The sequence below is a fragment of the Vreelandella venusta genome, from assembly GCF_015689495.1.
Lineage (GTDB): Bacteria > Pseudomonadota > Gammaproteobacteria > Pseudomonadales > Halomonadaceae > Vreelandella > Vreelandella venusta.
Genome location: NZ_CP065135.1, coordinates 1,876,858 through 1,902,780, shown reverse-complemented (window position 1 = coordinate 1,902,780; position 25,923 = coordinate 1,876,858). Strand labels below are relative to the sequence as shown.

At 50.5% G+C, this 25,923-nt stretch carries 24 protein-coding genes; 3 read left to right on the top strand and 21 right to left on the bottom strand.

Translation table 11 applies throughout. From position 1 onward, the window contains the following. Nucleotides 1–2 precede the first annotated feature (2 nt). The 3 genes from osmF to IR195_RS08980 form a co-directional block, all read right to left on the bottom strand. Nucleotides 3–911 (bottom strand): glycine betaine ABC transporter substrate-binding protein OsmF, encoded by a 909-nt coding sequence (osmF, locus tag IR195_RS08990; RefSeq protein ID WP_206049505.1) that lies wholly within the window; start codon nt 909–911, stop codon nt 3–5. Nucleotides 912–1,060: 149 nt separating this feature from the next. Further along, the gene (cysS, locus tag IR195_RS08985; RefSeq protein ID WP_206049497.1) at nt 1,061–2,452 is read right to left on the bottom strand and encodes a cysteine--tRNA ligase; all 1,392 of its coding nucleotides are present in this window, start codon (nt 2,450–2,452) and stop codon (nt 1,061–1,063) included. A gap of 11 nt (nt 2,453–2,463) precedes the next feature. Then, entirely contained in the window at nt 2,464–4,143 is a 1,680-nt protein-coding gene (locus IR195_RS08980) for a glutamine--tRNA ligase/YqeY domain fusion protein (RefSeq protein ID WP_206049495.1), read from the bottom strand. A gap of 156 nt (nt 4,144–4,299) precedes the next feature. Here IR195_RS08980 and IR195_RS08975 point away from each other — a divergent pair, with 156 nt between their 5' ends. Next, complete coding sequence (locus IR195_RS08975; RefSeq protein ID WP_038483952.1) at nt 4,300–4,800, top strand: peptidylprolyl isomerase; 501 nt, start codon at nt 4,300–4,302, stop codon at nt 4,798–4,800. Nucleotides 4,801–4,813: 13 nt separating this feature from the next. Beyond that, nucleotides 4,814–5,584, top strand: a complete 771-nt coding sequence (locus IR195_RS08970) for a UDP-2,3-diacylglucosamine diphosphatase (RefSeq protein ID WP_206049493.1) — start codon at nt 4,814–4,816, stop codon at nt 5,582–5,584. Nucleotides 5,585–5,657: 73 nt separating this feature from the next. Here the strand turns inward: IR195_RS08970 and IR195_RS08965 are convergent, their stop codons facing one another. The 8 genes from IR195_RS08965 to IR195_RS08930 form a co-directional block, all read right to left on the bottom strand. Next, nucleotides 5,658–7,475 carry a SurA N-terminal domain-containing protein gene (locus tag IR195_RS08965; RefSeq protein WP_206049491.1) on the bottom strand — a complete coding sequence of 606 codons (1,818 nt, stop codon included), beginning with the start codon at nt 7,473–7,475 and terminating at the stop codon, nt 5,658–5,660. Nucleotides 7,476–7,586: 111 nt separating this feature from the next. Continuing rightward, nucleotides 7,587–7,859 (bottom strand): HU family DNA-binding protein, encoded by a 273-nt coding sequence (locus tag IR195_RS08960; RefSeq protein WP_009724302.1) that lies wholly within the window; start codon nt 7,857–7,859, stop codon nt 7,587–7,589. 194 nt (nt 7,860–8,053) lie between these two features. Continuing rightward, complete coding sequence (gene lon / locus IR195_RS08955; RefSeq protein ID WP_125747610.1) at nt 8,054–10,483, bottom strand: endopeptidase La; 2,430 nt, start codon at nt 10,481–10,483, stop codon at nt 8,054–8,056. 199 nt (nt 10,484–10,682) lie between these two features. After that, nucleotides 10,683–11,963 carry an ATP-dependent Clp protease ATP-binding subunit ClpX gene (clpX, locus tag IR195_RS08950; protein ID WP_125747609.1) on the bottom strand — a complete coding sequence of 427 codons (1,281 nt, stop codon included), beginning with the start codon at nt 11,961–11,963 and terminating at the stop codon, nt 10,683–10,685. Between the two features lie 74 nt (nt 11,964–12,037). Beyond that, nucleotides 12,038–12,655 (bottom strand): ATP-dependent Clp endopeptidase proteolytic subunit ClpP, encoded by a 618-nt coding sequence (gene clpP / locus IR195_RS08945; protein ID WP_089038315.1) that lies wholly within the window; start codon nt 12,653–12,655, stop codon nt 12,038–12,040. 62 nt (nt 12,656–12,717) lie between these two features. Next, nucleotides 12,718–14,070 (bottom strand): trigger factor, encoded by a 1,353-nt coding sequence (tig, locus tag IR195_RS08940; RefSeq protein WP_125747607.1) that lies wholly within the window; start codon nt 14,068–14,070, stop codon nt 12,718–12,720. A gap of 248 nt (nt 14,071–14,318) precedes the next feature. Then, complete coding sequence (locus IR195_RS08935) at nt 14,319–14,687, bottom strand: hypothetical protein (protein WP_125747605.1); 369 nt, start codon at nt 14,685–14,687, stop codon at nt 14,319–14,321. Between the two features lie 2 nt (nt 14,688–14,689). Continuing rightward, entirely contained in the window at nt 14,690–15,151 is a 462-nt protein-coding gene (locus IR195_RS08930; RefSeq protein ID WP_125747603.1) for a flavodoxin domain-containing protein, read from the bottom strand. 142 nt (nt 15,152–15,293) lie between these two features. Between IR195_RS08930 and IR195_RS08925 the strand changes: the two genes are divergently transcribed. Beyond that, nucleotides 15,294–15,500 carry a DUF2788 domain-containing protein gene (locus IR195_RS08925; protein WP_125747601.1) on the top strand — a complete coding sequence of 69 codons (207 nt, stop codon included), beginning with the start codon at nt 15,294–15,296 and terminating at the stop codon, nt 15,498–15,500. Between the two features lie 129 nt (nt 15,501–15,629). Here IR195_RS08925 and IR195_RS08920 read toward each other — a convergent pair whose 3' ends face one another. The 10 genes from IR195_RS08920 to IR195_RS08875 all read right to left on the bottom strand — a co-directional run bounded on the left by IR195_RS08920 (nt 15,630) and on the right by IR195_RS08875 (nt 25,878). Further along, nucleotides 15,630–15,926 (bottom strand): integration host factor subunit alpha, encoded by a 297-nt coding sequence (locus IR195_RS08920; protein WP_009724294.1) that lies wholly within the window; start codon nt 15,924–15,926, stop codon nt 15,630–15,632. 105 nt (nt 15,927–16,031) lie between these two features. Further along, entirely contained in the window at nt 16,032–18,413 is a 2,382-nt protein-coding gene (pheT, locus tag IR195_RS08915; protein ID WP_206049484.1) for a phenylalanine--tRNA ligase subunit beta, read from the bottom strand. Between the two features lie 26 nt (nt 18,414–18,439). Beyond that, the gene (gene pheS, locus IR195_RS08910) at nt 18,440–19,459 is read right to left on the bottom strand and encodes a phenylalanine--tRNA ligase subunit alpha (RefSeq protein WP_125747597.1); all 1,020 of its coding nucleotides are present in this window, start codon (nt 19,457–19,459) and stop codon (nt 18,440–18,442) included. A gap of 159 nt (nt 19,460–19,618) precedes the next feature. After that, a complete protein-coding gene (rplT, locus tag IR195_RS08905) occupies nt 19,619–19,972 on the bottom strand; it encodes a 50S ribosomal protein L20 (RefSeq protein WP_009097607.1) in 354 nt (117 codons plus the stop codon). A gap of 57 nt (nt 19,973–20,029) precedes the next feature. Next, nucleotides 20,030–20,224, bottom strand: a complete 195-nt coding sequence (gene rpmI, locus IR195_RS08900; RefSeq protein WP_009724291.1) for a 50S ribosomal protein L35 — start codon at nt 20,222–20,224, stop codon at nt 20,030–20,032. A gap of 81 nt (nt 20,225–20,305) precedes the next feature. Further along, complete coding sequence (gene infC, locus IR195_RS08895; protein WP_009724290.1) at nt 20,306–20,797, bottom strand: translation initiation factor IF-3; 492 nt, start codon at nt 20,795–20,797, stop codon at nt 20,306–20,308. Nucleotides 20,798–20,857: 60 nt separating this feature from the next. Then, on the bottom strand, nt 20,858–22,780 hold the full coding sequence (thrS, locus tag IR195_RS08890; protein WP_206049477.1) for a threonine--tRNA ligase: 1,923 nt from the start codon (nt 22,778–22,780) through the stop codon (nt 20,858–20,860). Between the two features lie 214 nt (nt 22,781–22,994). Beyond that, complete coding sequence (locus IR195_RS08885; RefSeq protein ID WP_146945144.1) at nt 22,995–23,864, bottom strand: OmpA family protein; 870 nt, start codon at nt 23,862–23,864, stop codon at nt 22,995–22,997. Between the two features lie 291 nt (nt 23,865–24,155). Continuing rightward, the gene (locus tag IR195_RS08880) at nt 24,156–24,623 is read right to left on the bottom strand and encodes a DUF2489 domain-containing protein (protein ID WP_146945143.1); all 468 of its coding nucleotides are present in this window, start codon (nt 24,621–24,623) and stop codon (nt 24,156–24,158) included. A gap of 148 nt (nt 24,624–24,771) precedes the next feature. Further along, nucleotides 24,772–25,878 (bottom strand): COX15/CtaA family protein, encoded by a 1,107-nt coding sequence (locus IR195_RS08875; protein WP_206049469.1) that lies wholly within the window; start codon nt 25,876–25,878, stop codon nt 24,772–24,774. Nucleotides 25,879–25,923: the final 45 nt, after the last annotated feature.

Here is a 25,923-nt window from a genome sequence, read left to right as displayed (position 1 = left end):
CATTAGTCATCCAGGCTATCAAGATAGTCGCTTGCGACTTGATCGGGAGAGAAACCATTTACCGCGACATCTGCGTTCAGCGTTTGCAACGTCACAAGATCAAGCGTTACAAATACGTCGTTGAGTAGCGTCTCGATTTCAGGGTAAGCCTCCAGCACCTCAGCACGCACAACTGGCGATGGCTGATACACCGGCTGAACCCCCTTGATATCTTCTAAAACAACCAGCCCAAGCGCACTTAAACCGCCATCGGTGCCGTAGGTCATGGCACCATTAACACCGCTTGTTTGTTGAGCAGCCGCTCGCATAGTCGCCGCCGTGTTACCACCGGACAGCACCAGCAACTGATCATCGCTAAGCTCAAAACCGTAAGCATCCTGGAATGCAGGCAAGGCCTGAGCGGACTCTACAAATTCTGCACTCGCTGCGAACTTAAACTCGCCGCCTTCGTTAACATAAGCGGCAAGATCATCAAGGGTCGTTAAGCCGTTGGCCGTTGCCACGTCTTCACGAATACTCATGGCCCAAGTGTTATTAGCGCTAGCAGGCTTCAGCCATATCAGCCCCCGCTCCGCATCACGCTGTTTAACGGTCTGGTAGGCATCCTCTGCACTATTCCAGACGGGGCTGTCAGTCATATCAAAGAAAAAAGCACCGTTACCGGTATATTCGGGATAAAGATCAATCTCTCCCGCTTCAAGCGCACTACGCACAACGCTGGTGCCACCTAGTTGTAGGCGATCTTCTGTAGGCACACCGCCACGCTCTAGCGCTTGAATAATCAGCTCACCCAGCACGGCCCCTTCTGTGTCGATTTTGGAGGAAATGACAACAGGGTCACTGGCGTAAGCAGTCGAAAAAGTAATGGCTGATAAGCAGGCGACGATGGTCGGTTTTAGGGTAAAGCGCATAGTGGTCATCCTATTATTTTGCGTTTTGAAGGTCCCATCTGAGTATAAGAGCCAACGGCGTTGACGCCAGACGCCATGTTAATGACGCCTGACATCTACAACGTTTCTATTCGATGCCCTTCTTTAATCACCCTCAACATCGATCACGCTTAAGGCGCTTCAATCACCCAGGTTGTTCCCTCACGGGAATCCTTTAGGATAATTCCCAAACTCGCTAGTTCATCACGAATAGCATCTGCCTGTGCAAAATCTTTATTCGCTTTAGCGTCTTTACGCTGGGCTATTTTGGCTTCAATCTCAGCCTCGCTCAGTGCTACCTGCTGCTGATTACCTTTCAAAAAGGTCTGAGGATCTTGCTGCAAAAGCCCTAGCACACCTGCTAGACGGGTTAATTCCGCGGCTAACCGCTGCGCTCTTTCTGGCGACTCGCTCTTAGCGCGATTGAGATCCCGCGCTAGATCGAATAATACCGCTAACGCCTCAGGCGAATTAAAGTCGTCATCCATCGCCATAGTGAAACGCTCGGCATAACCTTCCTCATCTGCGCCACCGTGAGACGATACTTCCACCCCTTCTAACGCTGTATAAAAACGCGTCAGCGATTTGCGGGCCTCATGGAGAGAGTCTACCGAGTAATTAATAGGGCTACGGTAGTGGCTAGCCACTAGCAAGAAACGCACAACTTCCGGATCATGCTCGGCCAACACATCACGGATGGTAAAAAAGTTACCCAGCGATTTTGACATTTTTTCCTGATTAACCCGCACAGCCCCGGCATGCATCCAGGTGTTGACGTAGGTTTTACCAGTCGCTGCCTCTGATTGGGCAATTTCGTTTTCATGGTGAGGAAACGTAAGATCAGGACCACCACCATGAATATCGAAGGTATCGCCTAAGCAGCACGTTGACATTGCTGAGCATTCAATGTGCCACCCAGGACGGCCATTGCCCCAAGGAGAGTGCCAGTGTGCTTCGCCCGGTTTAGCGGCTTTCCAAAGCACAAAATCAAGCGGGTCTTCTTTATGGACATCAACCTCGACCCGGGCACCAGAACGCATATCATCAAGTTGACGATTATTTAGCTTGCCGTAATCAGCGAACTTGCGTACCCGATAATACACATCACCATTGGCAGCAGCATAAGCAAAGCCTTTTTTAATCAGCGTCTCAACCATGGCAACAATGTCATCAATATGACCTGTCGCCCGAGGCTCATGGCTTGGGGGCAATACCCCAAGACGTGCTTCGTCTTCATGCATTGCCTGAATCATGCGTTCGGTGAGTGCACTGATCGACTCGTTATTCTCTTCCGCACGCTTGAGAATTTTATCGTCAATGTCGGTGATGTTACGGACATAAGTAACATCATAACCGCGATAACGCAGATAGCGGGTTATCACATCGAAGGCTACCATGACCCGCGCGTGGCCAAGGTGACAGTAGTCATACACCGTCATGCCGCAGACATACATACTGACTTTACCCGCCACTAGCGGGGTAAACGGTTCTTTGCGGCGTGTCAGCGTATTATAAATGTGCATATGACGATTCCTTAGCCCTTCTGTTTGATTTTCGCCCAGCTATCTTTCAACCCAACGGTACGATTAAACACCAGCTGCCCTGGCTTAGAAGCATGACGGTCAGCGCAGAAATAGCCCACCCGCTCAAACTGGAAGCGGTCTTCTGGAACAGCATCCGCCAAGCTGGGCTCGCCAATAGCGTGGCATACCGTCAAGGAGTCGGGGTTCAGGTGTTCAAGGAAGTCGACATCTTTGTCACGGTCCGGCTGTTCAACCGTAAATAAATTGTCATACAAGCGCACTTCCATCGGCACACCATGGGCAGCACTCACCCAGTGAATCACGCCTTTCACCTTACGACCTTCAGGGTTTTTACCTAGCGTATCGAAATCCACCGAACAGTGCAGTTCCGTCACGTCACCGGCTTCGTTCTTAACAATGTCATCACAACGAATCACGTAACTGTTACGCAGGCGGACTTCTTTGCCGGGCGCTAAACGGAAAAACTTTTTGGGTGCATCTTCCATGAAGTCGTCTTGATCGATATACAGCTCGCGACTAAACGGCACCTTGCGCACCGCCATATCTTCTCGTGCAGGGTGCCCTGGCACGTCATAAACTTCTTCATGATCTTCAGAAACGTTGGTCAGCACCACCTTAAGGGGTTTCAATACACACATTGCCCGCGGCGCATTGTCCTCAAGATCAGAACGAATCGCATGGGTTAGCATGGCAATATCCACCAAGCCCCCATCAGCGCGCGTAACACCAATCATCTCACAGAACTTACGAATGGAGGCTGGCGTATAGCCACGGCGACGCATGCCTGAAATGGTTGGCATACGCGGGTCATCCCAGCCATCGACAATCTGCTCGTCAACCAGCAGTTTCAGCTTGCGCTTGGAAGTGAGGGTGTAATCCAGATTCAGTCGAGCAAACTCGATTTGGCGCGGCTTGGCGGGAACCGGCAAATTATTCAAAAACCACTCGTACAGCGGGCGGTGGTCTTCAAACTCCAGCGTACAGATTGAATGGGTAATGCCTTCGATGGCGTCAGACTGGCCATGGGTAAAATCGTACGACGGGTAGATTTTCCACTTGTCACCTGTTTGATGGTGGCTGGCATGGCGAATCCGGTAAAGGATCGGGTCGCGAAGATTGATATTGGGCGACGCCATATCAATTTTTGCACGCAGTACTTTTTCGCCTTCGCCAAACTCGCCGTTACGCATGCGTTCCAGCAAATCTAGGTTTTCGTCAACGCTGCGCTCGCGGTAAGGACTTGGCTTACCCGGTGCCGTGAGTGTGCCACGGTATTCGCGAATTTCATCTGGAGAAAGATCATCAACGTAAGCTTTGCTCTCGCGAATAAGATGTTGTGCCCACGCATAAAGCTGATCGAAATAATCAGAAGCAAAGCGAACTGGGCCTGCCCAGTTAAAGCCTAACCAGCTGACGTCCTCTTTAATGGCGTCGATATACGCCTGTTCTTCCTTCGCCGGGTTGGTGTCGTCAAAGCGCAGATGACACTCACCACCTAGCTGCTCTGCCAACCCGAAGTTTAAACAGATCGACTTTGCATGACCGATATGTAAAAAGCCATTAGGTTCAGGAGGAAAGCGCGTCACAATTTTGGTGACCTGGCCGCCCTCTATTTCGTCGCGTACTTGGTTGCGAATGAAGTTCGGCGCTGGGGTGGTCTCGTTGGTCATGGTGGTGTTGATAACCTCATGGTGGATGGCGAGCTAGGCAACCAATGCCTAAGCTATTAGGGTTTGCGCTTCGCGGTGCCAAGCAAAACCGCTATTATAACGTGACGCCGATGCACAGCGCCAAGGCGAACGCCTTTATTGAACAGGAATTTATCTATGATCGTATTACAGACCAACCACGGTGACATCACTATTGCGCTTAATCATGAAAAAGCGCCGAAAACCGCCGCCAACTTTGAGCAATATGTCCGCGATGGTTTTTATGATGGCACTTTGTTCCACCGTGTGATCGATGGCTTTATGGTTCAGGGCGGTGGCTTCGATCAAGATTTTAACCAAAAGCCAACCCGCGATCCGATCGAGAACGAAGCCGACAATGGCTTACAAAACACGGTTGGCACACTGGCGATGGCACGCACTCAAGACCCTCACTCTGCCACAGCCCAGTTCTTTATCAACGTTGGTAACAATAGTTTCTTGAATCATAGTGGTAAAAGTCTTCAAGGCTGGGGCTACGCCGTGTTTGGCGAGGTTGTCGATGGCATGGACGTAGTAGACGCCATCCGTGGTGTCAGCACCACACGCCGTGGCATGCACGCCGATGTGCCCGCAGACGATGTCATTATTGAGCGCGCATATGTAAAAGAAGCCGACTAATTACGGGAGTTCTATGCGCACTCTGCTGATAGCTGATATGCATCTAAGCAGTGACACCCCTGAAATCAATCAGGGGTTTTATCGCTACTTAGAGCACACTGCTACCGGGGCTGATGCCCTGTATATTCTAGGCGACCTGTTTGACGCCTGGATCGGTGATGATCTCCTTGACACACCGCATCCTCTTAGCGACATCGCCTGGGAAGTGATTAGACGGTTACGCAAACTAAGCAGTAACGGAACCGCCATTTATTTCCTGCACGGCAATCGCGACTTTCTGATTGGCGAGCGCTTCATCAGTGAGAGTCAAGCCTCTCTGCTACCCGAAAGTCAAACGGTGGAACTCCAAGGAGTGCCTGTCGTTATTCTGCATGGCGATAGCCTTTGCACTAGAGACGAGGCTTACATGGCGTTCCGCCAACAATCGAGAGATCCTCAGTGGCAAACGCAAATCCTATCCTTACCCCTTGATCAGCGATTAGAGCTTGCCAAGAGTCTGCGCATGCAGTCGGGCGATGCCAATGCGAGCAAAGCGGAAGCGATCATGGACGTGACCCATGAAGAAGTGGTGGCACTAATGGCACACTCAGGTGTCACCACCATGATCCACGGCCACACCCATCGGCCAAAGGTACATGACCTGACGGTTGAGGACGTTCCTGCAAAACGTTTTGTTCTCGGTGATTGGGATACTCACCATGGCTGGGATATCGTCGTTGAACGCACGGCAGAGCATGACGCGATGCCTATTCTGCGCCAATTCACCTTAGCCAACCCACCCTGACATCTAGCGTTGCACCATCAAAAAAGCCGGCCAAATTAATTGGCCGGCTTTTAGGTTGATAAAAACGCGCTAATTACCGCTCAATCTTCGCATCACTACGCAGATCGTCTACTAAGCCCTGAATGATAGACTGTGCGCGAAGCTGCTCGGCCATTTGTGCAACAAAGGAGGTAAGCTGCTCGTCAACTTCGCCTACCGATACGCTATCCAGCGCTACGACGGCAACACCTTCCGGCAATGACACAGAACGGTAAACGCTATCACCCTCCTGCGGACGCGGCATACGAAACACCTGTTGCACTACTGCCTGGGGAAGCACACCGTCAGACTGACGCGAGATATTGTTAGCCTCACGCCAATCAATATCGCTGGCCTCGCCCGCTTCCACCGCTTCAATCATACGAGCCGCTTCTTGCTCCAGCGCTTCTTGGCGCTGTTGAGCCACTACAGCATTAGCGACTTCGTCACGCACATCGTCTAACGTGAGTTGAGTCGTTTCGCGGTGTTCCGCAACACGCAGCACCAAGCGACGATCATCATCAAGCTCGATCACTTCGCTGTTATAGCCCTCTTCTAGCACATCAGCACTAAAGGCCTCATCCAGCACTCCTGGCTCTGAAAGCACACCTTCACCTTCACCGCGTGCTAGCCAGTCAGTTTGATTTAGCGTTAGACCGAGGTCATCCGCAACGCTTTGTAGATCATCAGCAGCAAAACTCTCATCAATTAAGCGCTGAACTTGCTGATTGAACTCATCACTAACTTCACGCAGAGCAACATCTTGCCGAAGCGCTTCACGCTGCTCTTCAAAGTCGGGGACTACCAGCTCGGTTACCTGAAGGATATGAAACGCACCATCCATTTCCACCAGTTGAGAGGTTTCACCCTCATCTAGAGCAAAAGCAGCTTCATCAAAGGCATCACCAAAGAAACCACGACTAATCACCCCTAAGTCGCCGCCTTCCTCAGCACTCGCCGTATCATCCGAATAACGCACAGCAGTATCAGCGAAAGAATCGCCACGACTCAAAGCATCTAACGCCTCATTAGCGCGTGCTTCTGCTTCTTGACGGCTGCGCTCTTCACCAAACGTCACCATAATGTGCGAGACACGTCGATCGGCATTGCGATTCTGCTCGCGCCACGCATCGCGCAAGCTCTGCTCATCAACCTCAACATTTTCTGCCATGGCTTGACGATCAACTAGCACATACTCAACGCGTACCTGCTCAGGACGTTCAAAACGCGCCTGGTTTGCATCGAAATATGCCTGCATTTGTGCGTCAGTAACATCCGCCTCTACAGTCACATCATCGGTATCTAATAAAACATAGCGAAAACTGCGCTGCTGGCGCTGCAGCTCAGCTAAACGCTCCTGCTCGTTTTCCAAACTAAAGTCGCTAAACGCAAGGCCTTGTTGCAAGTGCTGACGTTTAATATCAGCACGCAGCTCTTCACGAAACGCCACAGGAGTATATCCGGCACCGGCAAGGCGATTGCGGAATATTTCAGCTGAGAACCGACCATCTTGATCATGAAACTCTGGCAAACCAACAATCATTTGATCTAGTTGGGCATCAGAAACAAACACACCACCGTCTTCAGCATACCCCGTTAGCAGTTGCTGAGTTATTAGCTGGTCAAGAACGTCATTACGCAGCGCCCGCTCTTGCTCTGGTGGCACTTGTCCAGAGCGAAGCGCACGTTGTACTTCAAGCTCAACCTGCTGACGCATGATAGGTTCGCCGTTAACGCTCGCCACCTCATTAGGGTCATCGCCAAAGATACTAAATAGCGACTCCACGCCAAAAAGCGCCATGGCAGCGACCATGACACCGATAATTATTTTGGCACCCCAGCTTCTGGAGCCATCTCGAATACTTTGCAGCATGCTAGCCTCAGATCATCACAGCTATCTATCGCCCTAACTATCGGGCCAGAAAAAAACATGGGCGCATCGCGAATGCGATGCGCCCATTAGCTTACAGCAAACGCGAGCCAATTAGTTGACGGCGTCTTTCAGCGCTTTACCGGCTTTGAAGCTGGGGACTTTTGCAGCGCTAATTTCAATCGGCTGGCCAGTCTGCGGGTTACGGCCAGTACGAGCAGCACGCTCTTTAATTGCGAAAGTACCAAAACCTACCAGTGAAACACTTTCGCCTTTTTTGAGGCTATCGGTGACAGACTCCACCATGGCATCCAATGCGCGGGTTGCCGCTGCTTTAGGAATATCAGCAGACGCGGCAATAGCTTCAATCAGCTCGGACTTATTCACACTTCACCCCTTAACTGTTTCAAAAAAATGGCTCTGAACGGCACTGCCACCGTTAGATGCAACTTCAAAGCATAGCTGTGTTTTATAGCAATGCCTTGAAACCCCTGTCAAGCGACAGTGCCGAGAAATGCCCGCAACTCAAGGTCTTGGGCAAAACTATTAAGTACTGTTAAAACTCAGCGGAGCATTAACGCTTAATGGGTACTCGTTACGACGGTTGAATTAAAAGCCGGATCAGAACCTTTCAACGAGACACTCTCGTCGATTGGATCATTATGTAACGCTACGGCCAGTACTTCATCTATCCACTGTACGGGGCGGATATCAAGTGCCCCTTTGATATTTTCTGGCACTTCCTTGAGGTCGCGACGATTTTCCTCAGGAATTAGGACCGTCTTTATACCACCGCGACGGGCTGCCAGCAATTTCTCCTTTAGCCCCCCAATAGGCATCACTTCGCCACGTAGGTTCACTTCGCCTGTCATGGCCACATCACAATGCACAGGGCGTTGAGTATAGGCAGAGACAATAGCGGTTACCATGGCGATACCTGCACTTGGGCCGTCCTTGGGCGTAGCGCCCTCCGGAACGTGAATGTGCAAGTCTTCATTCTCAAACCGTTGAGGATCAATGCCATACTCTTTTGCACGTGCCTTAACGACCGTTTGCGCCGCACTCACTGACTCTTTCATAACATCGCCCAGCGAGCCGGTTTTGTTAACGCGTCCTTTGCCGGGTGTCACAACCGACTCGATATTCAGCAATTCGCCGCCAACCGATGTCCACGCAAGCCCCGTCACCCGACCTACTTGATCTTCCTGCTCAGCCAACCCGTAGCTATAACGGCGCACACCGGCATAGGCTTCAATATCTTCAGCTGTCAGCTCTTGTTGAGCCTGTAAATGACTGCCCTGCTTATCGCCCGTTGTCTGCTCGGCTTCTAAACGCTCACGCAGCACCTTGCGGCACACTTTAGCGATCTGGCGCTCCAGCTCGCGCACCCCCGCTTCCCGAGTGTAATAGCGCACTAGTTCTAGCAGAGCATCATCATTGAGGGCTAGCTCTTCGGATTTGAGGCCATTCGCTTCCTGTTGCTTCGGCAACAAATAACGCCTAGCGATCGCTAATTTTTCATCTTCGGTGTAACCCGGCAAGCGAATTATTTCCATACGATCCAAGAGCGGACCAGGAATATTCATTGAGTTAGCAGTACAGATGAATAGCGTTTCCGATAGATCGTAGTCCAGCTCAAGGTAGTGATCACTAAAGCTATTGTTTTGCTCAGGATCAAGTACCTCTAGCAGCGCTGATGCAGGGTCACCGCGATGATCCATACCCAGCTTATCGACTTCATCCAATAAAAACAGTGGATTCTTAACGCCAGCACGGCTCATCCGCTGGATTAGTTTACCCGGCAACGAACCAATGTAGGTGCGGCGATGACCGCGAATTTCAGACTCATCACGTACACCACCTAACGCAAGGCGAACATATTTACGATTCGTGGCCCGCGCGATAGATTGACCAAGAGAAGTTTTACCCACACCCGGCGGGCCCACCAAGCATAATACAGGCCCTTTCATCTTGCGTACGCGCTTTTGTACTGCAAGATACTCGAGGATGCGCGCCTTAACTTCTTCTAAACCGTAGTGATCTTGGTCCAGCACTTCCTGAGCTTTCACTAAGTCGTGCTTGACACGGGTACGCTTCTTCCAGGGGACGGCTATTAGCCAGTCTAAGTACGAGCGAACCACGGTAGCTTCAGCTGAGTTAGCGGCCATCATTTTCAGCTTACTAAGCTCTTGAGTCGCTTTTTCAGCCGCTTCTTTAGGCATTCCAGATGATGCGATGGCTTGCTCGTATTTTTCAGCCTCGTTCGGCACATTATCCAGCTCACCCATCTCTTTCTGGATGGCTTTCATCTGCTCATTGAGGTAATACTCACGCTGGGTCTTTTCCATCTGCTCTTTGACACGCGAGCGGATGCGCTTCTCAACCTGCAGCAAATCAATTTCGGACTCAATCAGCGCCATTAAGTGCTCAATGCGATCACGTACGCGATCCATTTCGAGCAACTCTTGCTTGTCGCCTATTTTTAATGACAAATGCGCACAGATGGTATCAACCAACCGACTAGGATCCTCAATTCCAGAAAGCGAATTGAGCACCTCGTTGGGCACCTTTTTGGACAGCTTGACGTATTGCTCAAATTGATTGAGCAGCACACGTACCAGCGCCTCCTGTTCACGACTGGTTAGCGGCTCGCTCTCGCGAGGCACCAAGTGAGCTTGGGTGTAACCCGTCTCGTGCTCTTCAATATCAATAACATCAGCACGAAAATTACCCTCAATCAGCACTTTTACAGTGCCATCAGGCAATTTTAGCAGCTGCATGATATCGGCCACGGTGCCCATGGCATAAAGATCAGCGTTGTCGGGCTCATCCTGGGAGGCCTCACGCTGAGCCACCAGCAGCACACGCTTGTCGGCCTCCATCGCCGCTTCCAACGCTTGGATGGACTTCTCACGACCAACAAAAAGTGGAATAACCATTTGCGGGTACACAACCACATCCCGCAAAGGCAACAGGGGTAGACATTGTGTCTGATCGGCGTTCTGCTGCATCGCAGACGTTCCTCAAAATCGGATGAGTACTTGAAAGGGTACTTAGCCAAGTACCTCACAGTATGAAAAGCATGGCGCTAGGGCGCTGAGCAGCTAGGCAAACATTTCATTAGTAACTTATGAATAACAAGGGGCCGCCTAGGCGACCCCTTGGTTTGGCGCAAGCGGTAAAAGCTAGGCCGTGGCGCGCACGTCAGGACTAACCGTCGGTGCCATCAACACGAGCATCTTCCTGCTGCGAATAGATCAGTAGCGGCTCACTCTCACCAGCAATCACTGAACTATCAATCACCACTTTGCTAACACCTTCAAGCGAAGGAATCTCATACATGGTGTCTAGCAGCACAGACTCAAGGATCGATCGCAGGCCTCGCGCGCCCGTTTTACGTTCCATTGCCTTACTAGCCACTGCACGCAACGCTTCGTCTCTAAACTCAAGCGTCACATCTTCCATTTCAAAGAGCTTGGCGTACTGCTTAACCAGCGAGTTTTTAGGCTCAGTTAAGATCTGCACCAACGCATCTTCATTTAGCTCAGTGAGCGTCGCAATCACGGGCAGACGTCCAACGAACTCAGGAATTAAACCAAATTTCACTAAATCATCGGGTTCTACGTCGGCCAATAATTCACCGACACCGCGCGAAGACTCTTTGCTCTTCACGCTGGCATTGAAGCCAATGCCACCTTTCTCAGCACGGTCACGGATAACTTTATCAAGACCCGCAAAAGCACCACCCACAATAAACAGCATGTTGGCCGTATTGACCTGAACAAACTCTTGCTGGGGATGTTTACGACCACCCTGCGGCGGCACGGATGCCGTTGTGCCTTCAATTAACTTGAGCAGTGCCTGCTGGACACCCTCACCCGACACATCGCGCGTGATGGAAGGGTTATCAGACTTTCGCGAAATCTTATCGATTTCATCGATATAAACAATGCCTCGCTCAGCCTTTTCGACGTCGTAATCACACTTCTGCAGAAGCTTTTGGATGATGTTTTCAACATCTTCACCCACATAACCTGCTTCTGTCAGCGTAGTGGCATCGGCAATGGTAAAAGGTACATTCAATAGCCGCGCCATGGTTTCCGCCAACAGTGTTTTACCACTACCAGTAGGACCAATAAGCAGAATATTTGATTTACCTAGCTCTACATCGCCTTCACGCACTTCCGTCTTAAGACGCTTGTAGTGGTTATAAACCGCTACGGATAGCACCATTTTGGCGCGATCTTGTCCGATGACATAGTCGTCTAACGTATGACGTATTTCGCGAGGCGTAGGTAAACGCTCCTCATCGCTCTCGGCATCGGCTTCGAGAACTTCTTCGCGAATGATGTCATTACATAAGTCGACACACTCATCGCAGATATATACGGACGGGCCTGCAATTAGCTTACGTACTTCGTTTTGATTTTTACCACAAAACGAGCAGTATAAAAGCTTGCCACCTTCGTCCTTGCCTTTGCCGTCGGCCATTCGCGTACCTCTATCACTGCGGCGGCTTACGCCGCCGGAAAAGCTCGTTAGAAAAGCAGAATCCTACCACGCTATCAGGATGTAGGCCGCTTATCCAGCACTGCGTCAATCAAGCCATACTCTTGGGCTTTAGTGGCGCTCATAAAGTTGTCACGGTCAGTATCCCGAGCAACAGTATCAAGTTCTTGACCTGTATGATGGGCTAAAATCTGGTTCAGTTTTTCACGAATACCTAAAATCTCACGGGTGTGAATCTCGATATCAGACGCTTGGCCTTGGTAGCCACCCAGCGGCTGGTGAATCATCACACGGGAATTAGGCAAACAATAACGCTTACCTGCTGCGCCTGCTGTCAGTAACAATGCCCCCATGCTAGCCGCTTGACCAATACATACGGTCGATACGTCAGGCTTAATAAATTGCATGGTGTCATAGATAGACATACCTGCGGTAACAGATCCACCTGGCGAATTGATGTAAAGGTGAATATCTTTATCAGGGTTCTCTGACTCAAGAAACAGCAGCTGTGCTACCACTAAATTCGCCATGTAATCTTCAACTGGTCCAACCAGGAAAATAACACGCTCTTTTAGCAGGCGTGAGTAGATGTCATAGGCTCTTTCCCCTTTGGCGCTCTGCTCAACCACCATGGGCACTAAACCGCCGGCGTTTTGAATATCAAACTCACTCATTCGTGATTCCTTGCGTCCGGTAAGGGAAAGCGCACCCACAGCGGGTGCGCCACGCGATGAAGTTAGGCGCTAGCTTGCTCGCTTTCTTCAACATCTTCATCTTGCTCGGCCTGTTGCTGAGCCGCGGCCAGTGCCTGCTGGTATGACATTTCAACGTCTTTAACGTTCGTCTGCTCCAGCAGCTTATCAACAGCCTTCTCTTCTAGGATGGCAGACTTCACCTGGGTTTTGAGCTGCTCATTACCCATGTAGTATTCAACTACTTCGGAAGGATCCTGATACTGCTCTGCCAGCTCTTCAACCTTAGCTTTAATTGCATCATCATCAGCGTCCAGCTCATTCGCCTTGATAACCTCGGCAAGCAGCAGTCCTACTTGGACGCGGCCTTTTGCTTGCGCTTCAAAGAGCTCATTCGGTAGCTGGCTGACATCGAAGTCCTCGCCCAGACCGAACTGCTGTGCTGCCTGACGCTTCATACCGTCAGTTTCTTGCTGAACAAGCGCGCTTGGCACAGGAATATCGTTCGCTTTTTTCAGCGCGTCTAATACTTGCTGCTTAACACGGTTATCCACCGCCTGGGCCGCTTCACGCGTCATGTTCTTTTTGATTTCAGCGCGGAATTTTTCTTCATCGCCATCTTCAACACCAAAGCGCGCAATAAACTCAGCGTCTACGGCCGGCAGCGTTTGGCTACTGACTTTATGGACAGTGACTTTAAAGGTGGCTTCTTGGCCTGCTAGGTGCTCGGCTTGGTAATCTTCAGGGAAGGTAACAGTAATGGTTTTCTCATCACCTGCCTTCGCACCGATCAACTGCTCTTCAAAGCCTGGGATGAAGCTGTTAGAGCCAATAACTAAAGCATGGCCCTCAGCACTTCCACCTTCAAACGGCTCATCACCCAGGAAGCCCTGGAAGTCGATAGTCACTTGATCGCCATCAGCAGCGGCGGCGTCTACTTCTTCCCATGCAGCATTTTGCTTACGCAGTGTATCGATCATTTCGTCGACATCAGCATCGCTGACCGTCACTACTGGACGCTCAACCTCAGTGCCTTCGATAGACGCAAGCTCAACCTGCGGGTAGATTTCCATAACTGCCACAAACTCTAGGTCTTTGCCAGTTTGGTTTACTTTTGGCTCAATCTGGGGAAAACCAGCAGGATTAAGGCCTTCTTCCGTGATGGCACGCACGTAGCGCTCACGCATCACTTCACCTACCACTTCATTGCGCACGCTGTCGCCATAGCGCTGACGAACTACAGCCATCGGCACTCGGCCTTGGCGAAAACCATTCAGGCGAACGTTTTTCGCAGTGTCTACTAAGCGAGCGCTGACGGCCTCGTCGATTTCGGCGGCCGGCACCTGAATAGTGATACGGCGTTCGATCTGGGAGGTCGTCTCGACGGAAACTTGCATGAATTGTCCTCTAGCGGCTGGGCGTTATGTTGATTGCGTAAAATAAGTACAAGGGGGCAATTTTAAGAACCCTAGCGCATCGTGGCAAGCGCCATGCTCGCAAGATGGGGGCATAACCCACAAATACAAGGGTAATCACTAGCAAAACGACCATTTTAGGTCGTTTTTTGACCATAATGCAGTCAAAATTATTTTTAAACGTTACACGAAGCCTTGTAGCCTGATTATCATTTCTAAAATGGAGGCTTTTAATCGCGCTTTACCCACCACAAAGAAACAGCATGAAATAGCAAACCGCAGGTTGCTGCGTGGGAAATAAACACTTGCCAGCTAATCCAGTCGGTAAACAGACCGTGCCATGCCCCCATCACTAAGGCACCCATTAGCAGCATAAGCAGCAAGCGCTGGCATAATTTCGGCAGCGCTTTTCGTGCCTCAACCGACAGCATTTTCCACTGTACAGCAGCAGCCCCTACCACAATGACTAGCGCAACAAGCAACAATGTCTGGCGTGTCTCATGCCCTTCTACCATGTAACGAGGTATTGCGGCCAACATCACAATGCAAAGTCCGACGGCAACGCTAATACGTTCTGGAGAAAAAGGGACTCGCTGCATGATTAAGCAACCTTCAGCTGTTGAGACTCAATCCACTCTTCCACCCACGGAATAGCGGCGTCATCTGCCATAAAGGTCTCCATTGCATCCACCTCTAGCCGCTCACCTAAGCGCGTTGCGCCGTGATCTGCTAATAATGCGTCGAGCGCTCTTCCCGCCCCACAGAACGTGTCTCCGTAGGAGCTATCGCCCAGCGCAATCAACCCATAACGCAACGATGTAAGCGAGGGGCTTTTTTCCTGTAGCCCGCGCACAAAAGCAACAAAATTTCCCGGATAATCTCCACTGCCCGTGGTTGATACACAAAACAGCGTAAGATCCTGGCTATTGGTCAAATCGTCTATCGTCGGCTGCTCAGAAATAGCAACGCTGTAGCCAGCCTGCTCAAACAACGGCTTTACTTGCTCTGCGACATCTAGCGCGCCACCGTACATCGTACCGACTAGAATCGTTAGCGTTGGCATGGCCTACTCCTCTGCAATAGTGTCGCACTGCGCTTTGTTCAGTCGACAAATACCCGATGAATTTGGTCAAATATTAACACGACTCGCAAAAACGACACACGCCTTCTCATAAGGCGCTATCAATCACTCAGTAGGAAATCTTATGCAGCAGCTTTTTGAGGCATGGATAACACCGGTTATGATCGGCGGCTTAATCGTGTTTATGTGCTTTATTATTTGGGACTTAGCCAAGAAATCCAACGCAGGAAAGTTTGGCACTATCATGCTTTTTATCGTTCTAGGTGCTGGCATGCTGGGTTATATCCTTAAGGTAGTGATCACTTGGCTCCTTGAAGGACGTGGGCTTTAGTCCAAAATTAAAAAGGAGCACCAGAAGGTACTCCTTTTCATTTATTACCATTCTGCACATCAGTTCAACGCAACCGCTCGATACATTAAGTCACCGAACCAATGCGCCTTAACTCCCACCACACGTAAGTTAGCTACTTGTATAGCGCTCTACCTGTTGCTTGAGTTTTTGACCGGGACGAAAAGTGACAACTCGCCGTGCAGAAATGGGAATTTCTTCACCTGTCTTGGGGTTACGCCCCGGTCTTTCGCGCTTATCACGCAAATCGAAATTGCCGAAACCCGATAGCTTAACCTGCTCGTTTTCGCGTAAACAGGCACGGATTTCTTCAAAAAAAGCCTCAACCATGGCTTTTGCTTCTCGCTTCGACAGCGCGAGCTCCGTGTGTAAATGTTCTGCTAGCTCTGCTTTGGTCAACGCACCCATAAGGCCCCCTCCATGTAGCAAACGCATTGCCAAGAACGTGATAAGCGTCGTGTCATGGCATTATTAATTATTCACGTAACAGTCCTTCACACCTACCTACAAATCCTATCCACGTAGCTCAGCATCTAATTCTGCTCGCACTTGCGATACGATGGAATCTACCAACAGGTTGATTTCATCATCATTTAGCGTGCGCGATCCGTGCTGCCACGTCAAGCCCAATGCAATACTCTTGTGACCATCCGCCACCCCCTTACCAGCATAGACATCAAATAGCTTAATATCCTTTAAGTAGTCGCCAGCTTGCGCTTTTGCACAGTCAAGCAGCGCTTGAACCGGCACCTCCGTCTTCACAGTGAAAGCCAAGTCACGACGAACTTCTGGATAGCGTGACAGCGGCTCAAAGGCCGGGATAAGCCCTTCGCTCAGCGCATCTAAGCGAACCTCAAACATAACGGCATCAACTTTCAGCCCTAGCTTGGCTCGTACCTGAGGATGCAAGGTGCCAATCCAACCGGCAGGCTGACCATTATGCAACAGCTTCGCTGTTTGCCCAGGGTGGAGCGAAGGATGCTCACCTGGCTCAAAACGCCAAGCATCAAGCGCGCCACCAAGCGCCAGCAAGCTTTCTAAGTCGCCTTTTAGGTCGTAAAAATCGACTTGGGCTTTAGCCCCGCACCAACCTTCAGCCTCACGACCTCCGCACACTAGCGCCCCCATCATCGGGACCTGTGAAAGGTTGTCCAAATGACCATTAAATACCAAGCCAGTTTCAAACAGCCTGACCCGGGCTTGCTGACGGTTCAGGTTATGCTCAAGTGCACGCACTAAGCCTGGGAACAAACTAGCCCGCATTACCGATAGATCTGATGAAATCGGATTCGCCAACACTGGCGAAATAGCGTCTGGCAACATCACCGCTTGGAGATCAGGCGCAACAAAGCTATAAGTCACCGCTTCCTGAAAACCACGAGCAACCATTTGGTTACGCAGCCGAGCTTGAGTTAGCACCGCCTCGTTTGCCGGGCGCAGTGCCAAACGCGCCGCTGGGCGTCGAACTGGCAAGTTGTTGTAACCATGGACCCTGGCAATCTCTTCTATGAGATCCTCTTCGATCGACACGTCAAATCGCCAGCTAGGCGCTGTGACTAACCAGCCATCTGCCTGCTTCTCTACCGCCAGCCCTAGACGCTGCAGGATGTCAGTCACATCGTCAGTGGGCAGCCGCTTCGATAGCGCACTCTCTAAACGCGCCTCGCGCAATACAATATTACGCGGAGCTGGTAGGTGCTCACCACTGGACGACTCAGTAACAGGCCCAGCCTGACCACCACATATCTCCATTAGAAGCTGAGTGGCACGTTCAATCGCTACACTGGCAAGCGCCGGATCAACGCCGCGTTCAAAACGGTGCGATGCATCTGTATGAAGACCGTAAGAACGCGCCTGACCTGCAATAGCCAGCGGCGTAAAATAGGCAGATTCCAAGAAAATCGTATCGGTCTTCTTACTTACCCCTGAGTTCTCGCCCCCCATAATGCCCGCCATTGCTAGCGGACCTTCATCATCAGCAATAACCAGTGTCTCAGGTCTTAGCGCTACTTCCTGACCGTCCAACAAAGTCAGCCGCTCTTCATTACGCGCCAAGCGAACGGTAATACCGCCGTGAAGATTGTCACGATCAAACGCATGCAACGGCTGACCAAGCTCTAACATCACGTAGTTAGTCACATCAACGACAGGGTCAATGGAACGAACACCGCTACGCCGGAGGCGCTCTACCATCCACAGCGGGGTTTCGACGCCAACATCCACCCCTCTAATAATGCGACCCAGGTAGCGCGGGCACTGCTCCGGCGCTTTAATACGCACTGGGAAAGTATCGTCAATACTGGCTTCAATGGCTACAATCTCAGGCCCACTCACCGGAAGACGATTGAGCACCCCAACCTCTCGAGCCAGCCCTTTAATACTCAGGCAATCACCACGATTCGGCGTGAGATCAACTTCAATGGTCATGTCATCGAGCTGCATGTACTCGCGAAAACATAGACCTACCGGCGCAGAGGCAGGCAGCACAAAAATACCTGGTGACGTCTCTTCCTCAAGGCCTAGCTCTGAAGCCGAGCAAATCATTCCGCGTGACTCAACACCACGCAATTTGGCTTTTTTGATTTTAAAGTCGCCCGGCAGAACACCTCCCACCTGAGCAAACGGAATTTTTTGACCAACATCGACATTGGCAGCACCACAAACAACCTGAACAGGCTCGCCGGTACCATCATTGACGGTACATACGTTGAGCTTATCAGCATCTGGGTGCTTCTCTTTAGTCAGCACTTCCGCTACCACTACGCCACTAAACGCAGACGCAACAGCCTCGATAGCATCGACTTCAAGGCCTGCCATAGTAATTTGATCAGCAATTGCCTGTGTATCAAGCTGCGGAGCCACCCAGTCACGCAGCCACTGTTCTGAAAATTTCATATTGATTCCCGTCGTTGGCAGCGGTCTTAGGTAAATTGGCGAAGAAAACGCAGATCGTTCTCAAAGAACAGACGTAGGTCATTGACGCCGTAGCGCAGCATCGCAAGCCGCTCGGCACCCATACCAAACGCAAACCCTGTGTAGCGCTCAGCATCAATACCTGAGTGCCTAAACACCTCGGGATGCACCATCCCACAGCCCATAATCTCTAACCAGCCGCTATGAGAGCAGACACGACAACCAGCACCGCTACACATCACGCACTGAATGTCGACCTCAGCGGAAGGCTCAGTGAATGGAAAGTAAGAGGGGCGGAAGCGCACTGACAGATCATCGCGCTCAAAAAACGCCTGGAGAAAATCCTCGATAGTGCCCTTAAGATCTGCAAAGCTCACACCTTCATCAACCAACAGACCTTCCACTTGATGAAACATTGGAGTGTGGGTGAGATCTGAATCACTACGGTAGACACGACCAGGGCAAACAATACGGATCGGTGGCTCACTACTTTTCATAGTACGCACTTGAACTGGCGATGTGTGAGTACGTAACAAGCGCGTAGCATCGAAATAGAAAGTATCTGCCATCCCACGCGCGGGGTGGTGAGCGGGTATATTTAGCGCTTCGAAATTATGATAGTCATCTTCAATTTCTGGCCCTACCGCCACATCGTAACCAATTCTAGTAAACAAACCTTCAATACGCTCAAGCGTACGAGTGACGGGATGTAGACCGCCATTCTCTTGGCCGCGACCAGGCAGTGTTACGTCAATTTTTTCAGCGGCCAAGCGAGCGTTAAGCGCTTCACTTTCAAGCTGCTGACGTTTTGCATCAATTTCAGCTGCCAGGGTCTGCTTCGCCTGATTAATTTGCTCACCGGCGGCAGGACGCTCTTCTGCTGATAGCTTGCCTAAGCCTTTCAACAAGGCCGTCACTTCGCCTTTTTTACCCAAGTAACGTACGCGCAACTCATCTAGAGCAGAGACACTTTGCGCCGCATGAATAGCATCGCGAGCCTCTGACACCAGAGTAGGAAGATGGTCCATCCGATTCACTCCGAATTAAGCGTTTTCCATCTCTAAAGATGGCTGGCATGTTGAAGGTGACAAAAAAACAGGGGAAGAGCGGCTGCTCTTCCCCTGCATGGGTCACACTGAAATGACCTCTAACACGTCACACTGAGATTAAACTCGGTGCAATGCGTCTTATTGGGCAGCCTTGGCTTTTTCCACGATAGCCGCAAATGCAGCTTTCTCGTGTACCGCCAGGTCGGCCAATACTTTACGATCAATTTCAATGCCGGCTTTCTTCAGACCGCCAACAAAGCGGCTGTAAGACATGCCATTGATGCGCGCACCAGCGTTAATACGCTGAATCCACAGAGCGCGGAATTGACGCTTGCGGTTGCGGCGGTCACGGTAAGCATACTGACCGGCTTTGATGACAGCCTGTTTGGCAACACGGAAAACACGCGAACGGGCTCCGTAGTAACCTTTAGCCTGCTTCAATACTTTTTTATGGCGACGACGGGCAACTACGCCACGCTTAACACGAGTCATAACACACTCCTGACTTTATGGCTGAGGCTAAATGCACTCAGATAAGAAAATTCGACCTTACAGATTCGGCAGCATGCGCTGAATCAGCGCTTTGTCAGAAGCATGGATCTGCTTCATGCCACGTAGCTGACGCTTACGCTTGGTCGACTTCTTAGTCAAGATGTGGCTACGGAAAGACTGCTTGTGCTTGAAGCCATTAGCGGTCTTTTTAAAGCGCTTGGCAGCGCCACTGTTACTTTTGATTTTCGGCATGAGAAAACTCCGCTCGATATTTTTTAGAAAACCCAGGGCCGATCAGCGCTCTCACGCTGACCCGTTAGCTTCGCCGTTGGATCACTTCTTCTTCGGGGCAATAATCATGATCATCTGGCGCCCTTCCATTTTCGGGAAAGACTCTACCGCTCCGATCTCTTCCAGGTCTGCCGCAATCCGTTCCATTAGTTTACGACCAATGTCCTGGTGCGCCATTTCACGACCACGGAAGCGCAATGTGACTTTGCCTTTATCACCACCTTCTAGAAAGCGCGTCAGGTTTTTTAGCTTGACCTGATAATCGCCTTCGTCAGTGCCAGGACGGAATTTGACTTCCTTGACCTGAATTTGCTTCTGCTTTTTCTTTTGAGCCGCTTTCTGCTTCTTCGTCTCAAAAACAAATTTGCCGTAATCCATAATCTTACAAACAATGGGATCGGCATTCGAAATTTGTACGAGATCTAAACCGGCAGCTTCTGCACGCTCAAGTGCTTCGGTGGTGGGCACAACACCCAACTGTTCACCTTCAGCATCGATCAAACGTACTTCTTCTTCGGTAATTCTCTCGTTCATTGGTGGGCGCTTGTCTTGTGGACGCCCGCGCTGATTGCTTCGCTTGATTGCTCCGTCTCCTTAGGCAATTGACGATGTCGCCAGGGCTGCTCGCTCTGCATTACAACGTTCGATGAATTCATCGACTGTCATTGTACCGAGGTTTTCGCCGCTGCGAGTTCGCACGGCCACTGAGTCAGCTTCGACTTCCTTATCTCCCACCACAAGGAGATAGGGAACTTTCTGTAACGTATGCTCACGGATTTTAAAGCCGATCTTCTCGTTCCTCAAGTCCGCTTTAACTCGTAAGCCATTTTTTTGCAGCCGTTGCTCCAACTCAAGCGCATAATCACGCTGCGCATCAGTAATGGTCATCAACACAGCTTGCTGAGGCGCCAACCATAGCGGCATCGCACCAGCATAGTGCTCAATTAGGATTCCCAAGAACCGTTCAAAAGAACCTAAGATAGCACGATGAAGCATCACTGGGGTCTTTCGTGTCCCATCTTCATCAACGTATTGCGCGCCTAAGCGCCCTGGTAAATTAAAATCTAACTGTAGAGTACCACATTGCCAAACACGATTCAGGCAATCACGCAGAGCGAATTCAATTTTCGGGCCATAAAAAGCCCCCTCTCCAGGCTGAAGCTCCCAATCAAGCCCCGTCGCATTGAGCGCGGCTTCAAGCCCCTGCTCTGCCCGATCCCACATCTCTGCTTCGCCAAGAAAGTCCTCAGGACGAGTTGACAGCTTGAGCTCAACATCCTCGAAACCAAGCGTTTCATAAACTTGCAGAGTAAGCGCAATGAATGCTTCCGCCTCTGCCTGAATTTGACCCTCGGTACAAAAAATATGCGCATCATCTTGAGTAAAGCCACGAACGCGCATCAGACCATGCAACGAGCCCGATGGTTCATTCCGGTGGCAGCTACCAAACTCTGCGAGACGTAACGGCAAATCGCGGTAGCTTTTCAACCCCTGATTAAATACCTGTACATGACAGGGACAATTCATTGGCTTAACCGCATACTCACGTTTTTCTGACTCAGTAGTAAACATGAGCTCACTGTAGTGCCCCCAGTGGCCCGATTTCTTCCACAACGAAAGATCTACTACTTGCGGCGTCTTAATCTCTTGATAACCATGCGCTCGCTGAATTTTGCGCATGTAATCTTCTAGCGCCTGGTACATCGTCCAGCCATTGGGGTGCCAAAAAACCATGCCTGGGGCTTCTTCTTGCAAATGGAAAAGATCCATTTTGCGCGCCAATTTGCGATGGTCTCGCTTTTCAGCCTCTTCTAGGCGCTTCAAATAAGCTTTGAGCTGCTTCTTATCGCCCCATGCTGTACCGTAAATACGTGTCAGCATTGGGTTTGAGGCATCTCCGCGCCAATATGCGCCAGCCAGCTTGGTCAGCTTGAATGCTTTCAGGTGGCGCGTATTCGGCACATGCGGCCCACGACACATGTCCGTGTACTCTTCGTGGTGATACAAACGTATTGTTGCACCTTCAGGTATATCGCGGACAATTTCCTGCTTGAACGTTTCGCCACGCTCAATAAACGTTTTCATCGCCTTGTCGCGATCAACGTACTCACGCACCACGTCGTAATCACGCTCAATAAGTGATTGCATGCGTTTTTCGATGGCTTCCAAGTCGTCAGGCGTTACCGACTTGCCGAAATCAATATCGTAATAAAAACCATCATCAATCACTGGCCCGATGGCCATCTTGGCATCAGGGTATAGCTGCTTAACCGCATGTCCAATCAAGTGAGCACAGGAATGGCGGATAATCTCAAGCCCTTCAGGATCACGGGCGGTAATTATCGCCACTTCAGCATCTTGCTCGATCAAGTCAGCAGCATCGACCAATACACCGTCAATCTTGCCAGCCACACAGGCCTTGGCCAAACCAGGGCCAATGGATTCTGCGAGCTGCATGATAGAAAGTGGTGCTTCGAACGTTCTTTGACTGCCATCCGGCAATGTTACTATGGGCATTAAGATATTCCTTGAGCGCAGTGGTGATCCATACCAAGGATCACATTTCGCTATCAATGATCGAGAGTGTTTAGGTGCTTTTTGAGGGTTGCCCAGCCTACCAGAATTTAGCCAGCCACAACATAAAACGGGAGGCATAAGCCTCCCGTTTCGTGCTTAAAGGGCATTAATCACTGGCACAATGGCCTCCCCCTTTAACGTAGCGATGCGTGGCTTAGTTCCACTCATCCATTTCTACACGACGGTTTTGTGCACGACCCGCATCGGTATCATTGCTAGCAACCGGACGCTCTTCGCCGTAGCCAATAGCGCGCATACGGTTAGCACCTACGCCACGCTGGGCAAGGTAAGCAGCAACAGACTCTGCACGGCGCTGCGACAGATTTTTGTTGTACTGATCCGGCCCACGAGAATCAGTGTGGCCTTCGATGCTCACACGGACGTTCGGGTTATTAACTAAACGCTCAGCCACACCGTTTAGCACATTTTGCGCACCCGGTGTTAACTGTGCGGAGTCAAATTCAAAGTTAACATCGCGAAGAACTAAGCTTTCAGGGCAGCCCAGTGAGTTAACTTCAACACCTGCAGGAGTGTTGGGGCACTGATCGCGGTAATCCGGCACACCGTCATTATCAGAATCGAGTGGGCAGCCATTTGCATTAACAGCTACACCAGCAGGAGTTCCCGGGCACTGATCGCGGTAATCTGGCACACCATCACCATCGGAGTCCAGCGGGCAGCCTTCAGCATCTACAGCAACGCCAGCAGGTACTTCACCATAGCTTGGGCATTGTGGTGCTACGGGCTCAGGCGTACGATCAGCGCACAACAGACCACCGATCGCTGCACCAGCAGTTGCACCAATAGCGGTATTTTCATCTTCGTCAGAATTGCCGCTAGTTGCGTATGCAATACTGCCGCCGATAACACTGCCCGCCAGGCCGCAAACGAAAGGATGCTGATACCAATCGCGATCGCTACTTGCGCTGGTTTGGCCAGATGATTGTGATGCTGAGCTGGCACAGCCTGATAAACCTACCACCAGTGCAGAACCGATTAGCAAGCCAGTCGTTGATTTTTTCATGCAAAACTCCTTCTTGATCCAATGCTGACATGGTCATAAGACCAAATCTATCCCAATGCTTCTAATTTGCGAGAGCATCCATTTTTCGCTGCTCAGCACCATGGCAACAATGTACTTTCACCATAAGGCTGAACGTTTTCTAATGATTAACGTTTAATCACGAGAAGGCAACAATGCCGAGATATCAACTTCTTGCCAATACCGACATTCTCAGCATAGCAAAGTTGACGCAATAAGCGCCAAAAAACATAGGCTACCGTACTCAAAGCCCGCCATGCTCGTTAAACAAGGTTAATGAAGACCCCTAGATCCTTTGGACCTCCAGTCAATGATCTTCTTTGCTGCCTCAAGTACGGCAGGACGCATTTCGTCCTCAACAGCAATACGCTCTTTATCTTCTTGCATTCGCTCTCGTGGCGTCAATTGCTTACGTGCGGAGTGAGTTTTTAAATGCCGAGTACGATTGTACACCTCTGCAAACGCCTGAAAGTCTGGACGCTCTGTTAGGCTAGAATCAATGATCTCAAGCAGCACTTTGCATCGCCAAGCTCCTTCTGTAATGTCGACTTGCTCTTGCACAAGCGCACTAGCAACAAAATCCAGATTCTCCAGGCTGTTTTGATGGGCACGACGTTCTTCGTCCAGCCGAAATGCTTCTCGACGTTTAACCTCTTGACGAAGCTTATAGGCATAAAAACCAAGAGCTGCAATGACAATCATTGCAACGATGAATAACAACAGCGCTCCTGTGGAACTCATAACGCTCCTTTCACAACGGAGAGGTAGAAAGCTTGACGATAATTGTACACCCTATTCCCCCAATGAGACCACTTTGACTATTTTCCAGCTCTGTTTCAGCTCAAAAACAAACAGCCTCCCACTGTTTTTAAAGAAGCAAAACCTCACCTTACGTCAAGAAAACCTGCGTTGACTTTAGATCATTCACCTCACTAAAGTGCTGACTAGAGCGATATTTCCAGCACCAGACCGCCCAGCCCATACTCAAGGTCAGCGCAACCGCTCCAGCGGTATGTAACAGAGCCAGCCATAGTGGAAGCCACAGCAACACATTAGCAATACCAAGCGCAACTTGGGCAAAATAAGCAATTACCACCAATCTGAGCGCTCGCCCAACAGACACAGCATGGCGATATCGCCACCATAGCGCTGACACTACAATGCCAAGCAGAAGCGCTCCAATACGGTGCATAACGTGAATAGCCGTCCGTGCGTCGGCATGTAACTGCCCGTGTAAATAATTAGGGCCAACAGTTTGTGTCAGGTGAAAGCCTTCGCTTATGTCCATTTCCGGCCACCATTGCGTATTGCAGGTTGGAAACCCCTGGCAGGCAATACCTGCATAGTTACTGGTTACCCAGCCACCTAAAGCAAGCTGCAAAACTAATACCAACACGCCTATCACCCAAAGCACATTAGCGTTCCTAAGTGGAGAGATATAGCGTGTAGGTGAAGAATTATGGCCTGAGGAGGTATGGCCTGAAGAGGTAGACACAAGCTTTGTCAAGCTATGCCGAGTTCGCAAATGCAACCAAAAAAACACCATCAGTACACTTAGCCCACCCAACAAATGCAAAGTAACTACTTGTGGCCAAAGCTTTAGCGTCACTGTAAAAGCGCCAAATGCGCCTTGAAGTAGAATAACAACGAGCAAGAGAATACTTACTTTCCATGGAAATCCCGCACGTTTACGTAATGAAAAACCCAGCGCCACTACGCTTAAAACAATAAGTCCTAACAAACTTGCTACATACCGATGAGCCATCTCTACCCATGCTTTAAAAGGCACAAGAGGAACATCGGGATGCTGCAAGGCAGCATGCTCGGCGTCAGGGACTAACAACCGCCCATAACAACCTGGCCAATCTGGGCATCCCAAACCTGCGTCAACCAAGCGCGTCCATGCACCAACTAGAATCACTAACGCTGTCAGCGTAGTACCGATCAAGGTTAAACGTTTCAGCCATTGTAAGCGTCGCTCAGTGGAATATGGCACGTTGCTTCCTTACGACCTGCGAGGTCGAGCATGCAGAGTAACGAT

What these genes read in the sequence shown, in the direction of transcription:
- osmF (WP_206049505.1), bottom strand. Translation starts at nt 911, where the DNA reads ATGCGCTTTACCCTAAAACCGACCATCGTCGCCTGCTTATCAGCCATT.
- cysS (WP_206049497.1), bottom strand. Translation starts at nt 2,452, where the DNA reads ATGCACATTTATAATACGCTGACACGCCGCAAAGAACCGTTTACCCCG.
- IR195_RS08980 (WP_206049495.1), bottom strand. Translation starts at nt 4,143, where the DNA reads ATGACCAACGAGACCACCCCAGCGCCGAACTTCATTCGCAACCAAGTA.
- IR195_RS08975 (WP_038483952.1), top strand. Translation starts at nt 4,300, where the DNA reads ATGATCGTATTACAGACCAACCACGGTGACATCACTATTGCGCTTAAT.
- IR195_RS08970 (WP_206049493.1), top strand. Translation starts at nt 4,814, where the DNA reads ATGCGCACTCTGCTGATAGCTGATATGCATCTAAGCAGTGACACCCCT.
- IR195_RS08965 (WP_206049491.1), bottom strand. Translation starts at nt 7,475, where the DNA reads ATGCTGCAAAGTATTCGAGATGGCTCCAGAAGCTGGGGTGCCAAAATA.
- lon (WP_125747610.1), bottom strand. Translation starts at nt 10,483, where the DNA reads ATGCAGCAGAACGCCGATCAGACACAATGTCTACCCCTGTTGCCTTTG.
- clpX (WP_125747609.1), bottom strand. Translation starts at nt 11,963, where the DNA reads ATGGCCGACGGCAAAGGCAAGGACGAAGGTGGCAAGCTTTTATACTGC.
- clpP (WP_089038315.1), bottom strand. Translation starts at nt 12,655, where the DNA reads ATGAGTGAGTTTGATATTCAAAACGCCGGCGGTTTAGTGCCCATGGTG.
- tig (WP_125747607.1), bottom strand. Translation starts at nt 14,070, where the DNA reads ATGCAAGTTTCCGTCGAGACGACCTCCCAGATCGAACGCCGTATCACT.
- IR195_RS08935 (WP_125747605.1), bottom strand. Translation starts at nt 14,687, where the DNA reads ATGCAGCGAGTCCCTTTTTCTCCAGAACGTATTAGCGTTGCCGTCGGA.
- IR195_RS08930 (WP_125747603.1), bottom strand. Translation starts at nt 15,151, where the DNA reads ATGCCAACGCTAACGATTCTAGTCGGTACGATGTACGGTGGCGCGCTA.
- IR195_RS08925 (WP_125747601.1), top strand. Translation starts at nt 15,294, where the DNA reads ATGCAGCAGCTTTTTGAGGCATGGATAACACCGGTTATGATCGGCGGC.
- IR195_RS08920 (WP_009724294.1), bottom strand. Translation starts at nt 15,926, where the DNA reads ATGGGTGCGTTGACCAAAGCAGAGCTAGCAGAACATTTACACACGGAG.
- pheT (WP_206049484.1), bottom strand. Translation starts at nt 18,413, where the DNA reads ATGAAATTTTCAGAACAGTGGCTGCGTGACTGGGTGGCTCCGCAGCTT.
- pheS (WP_125747597.1), bottom strand. Translation starts at nt 19,459, where the DNA reads ATGGACCATCTTCCTACTCTGGTGTCAGAGGCTCGCGATGCTATTCAT.
- rplT (WP_009097607.1), bottom strand. Translation starts at nt 19,972, where the DNA reads ATGACTCGTGTTAAGCGTGGCGTAGTTGCCCGTCGTCGCCATAAAAAA.
- rpmI (WP_009724291.1), bottom strand. Translation starts at nt 20,224, where the DNA reads ATGCCGAAAATCAAAAGTAACAGTGGCGCTGCCAAGCGCTTTAAAAAG.
- infC (WP_009724290.1), bottom strand. Translation starts at nt 20,797, where the DNA reads ATGAACGAGAGAATTACCGAAGAAGAAGTACGTTTGATCGATGCTGAA.
- thrS (WP_206049477.1), bottom strand. Translation starts at nt 22,780, where the DNA reads ATGCCCATAGTAACATTGCCGGATGGCAGTCAAAGAACGTTCGAAGCA.
- IR195_RS08885 (WP_146945144.1), bottom strand. Translation starts at nt 23,864, where the DNA reads ATGAAAAAATCAACGACTGGCTTGCTAATCGGTTCTGCACTGGTGGTA.
- IR195_RS08880 (WP_146945143.1), bottom strand. Translation starts at nt 24,623, where the DNA reads ATGAGTTCCACAGGAGCGCTGTTGTTATTCATCGTTGCAATGATTGTC.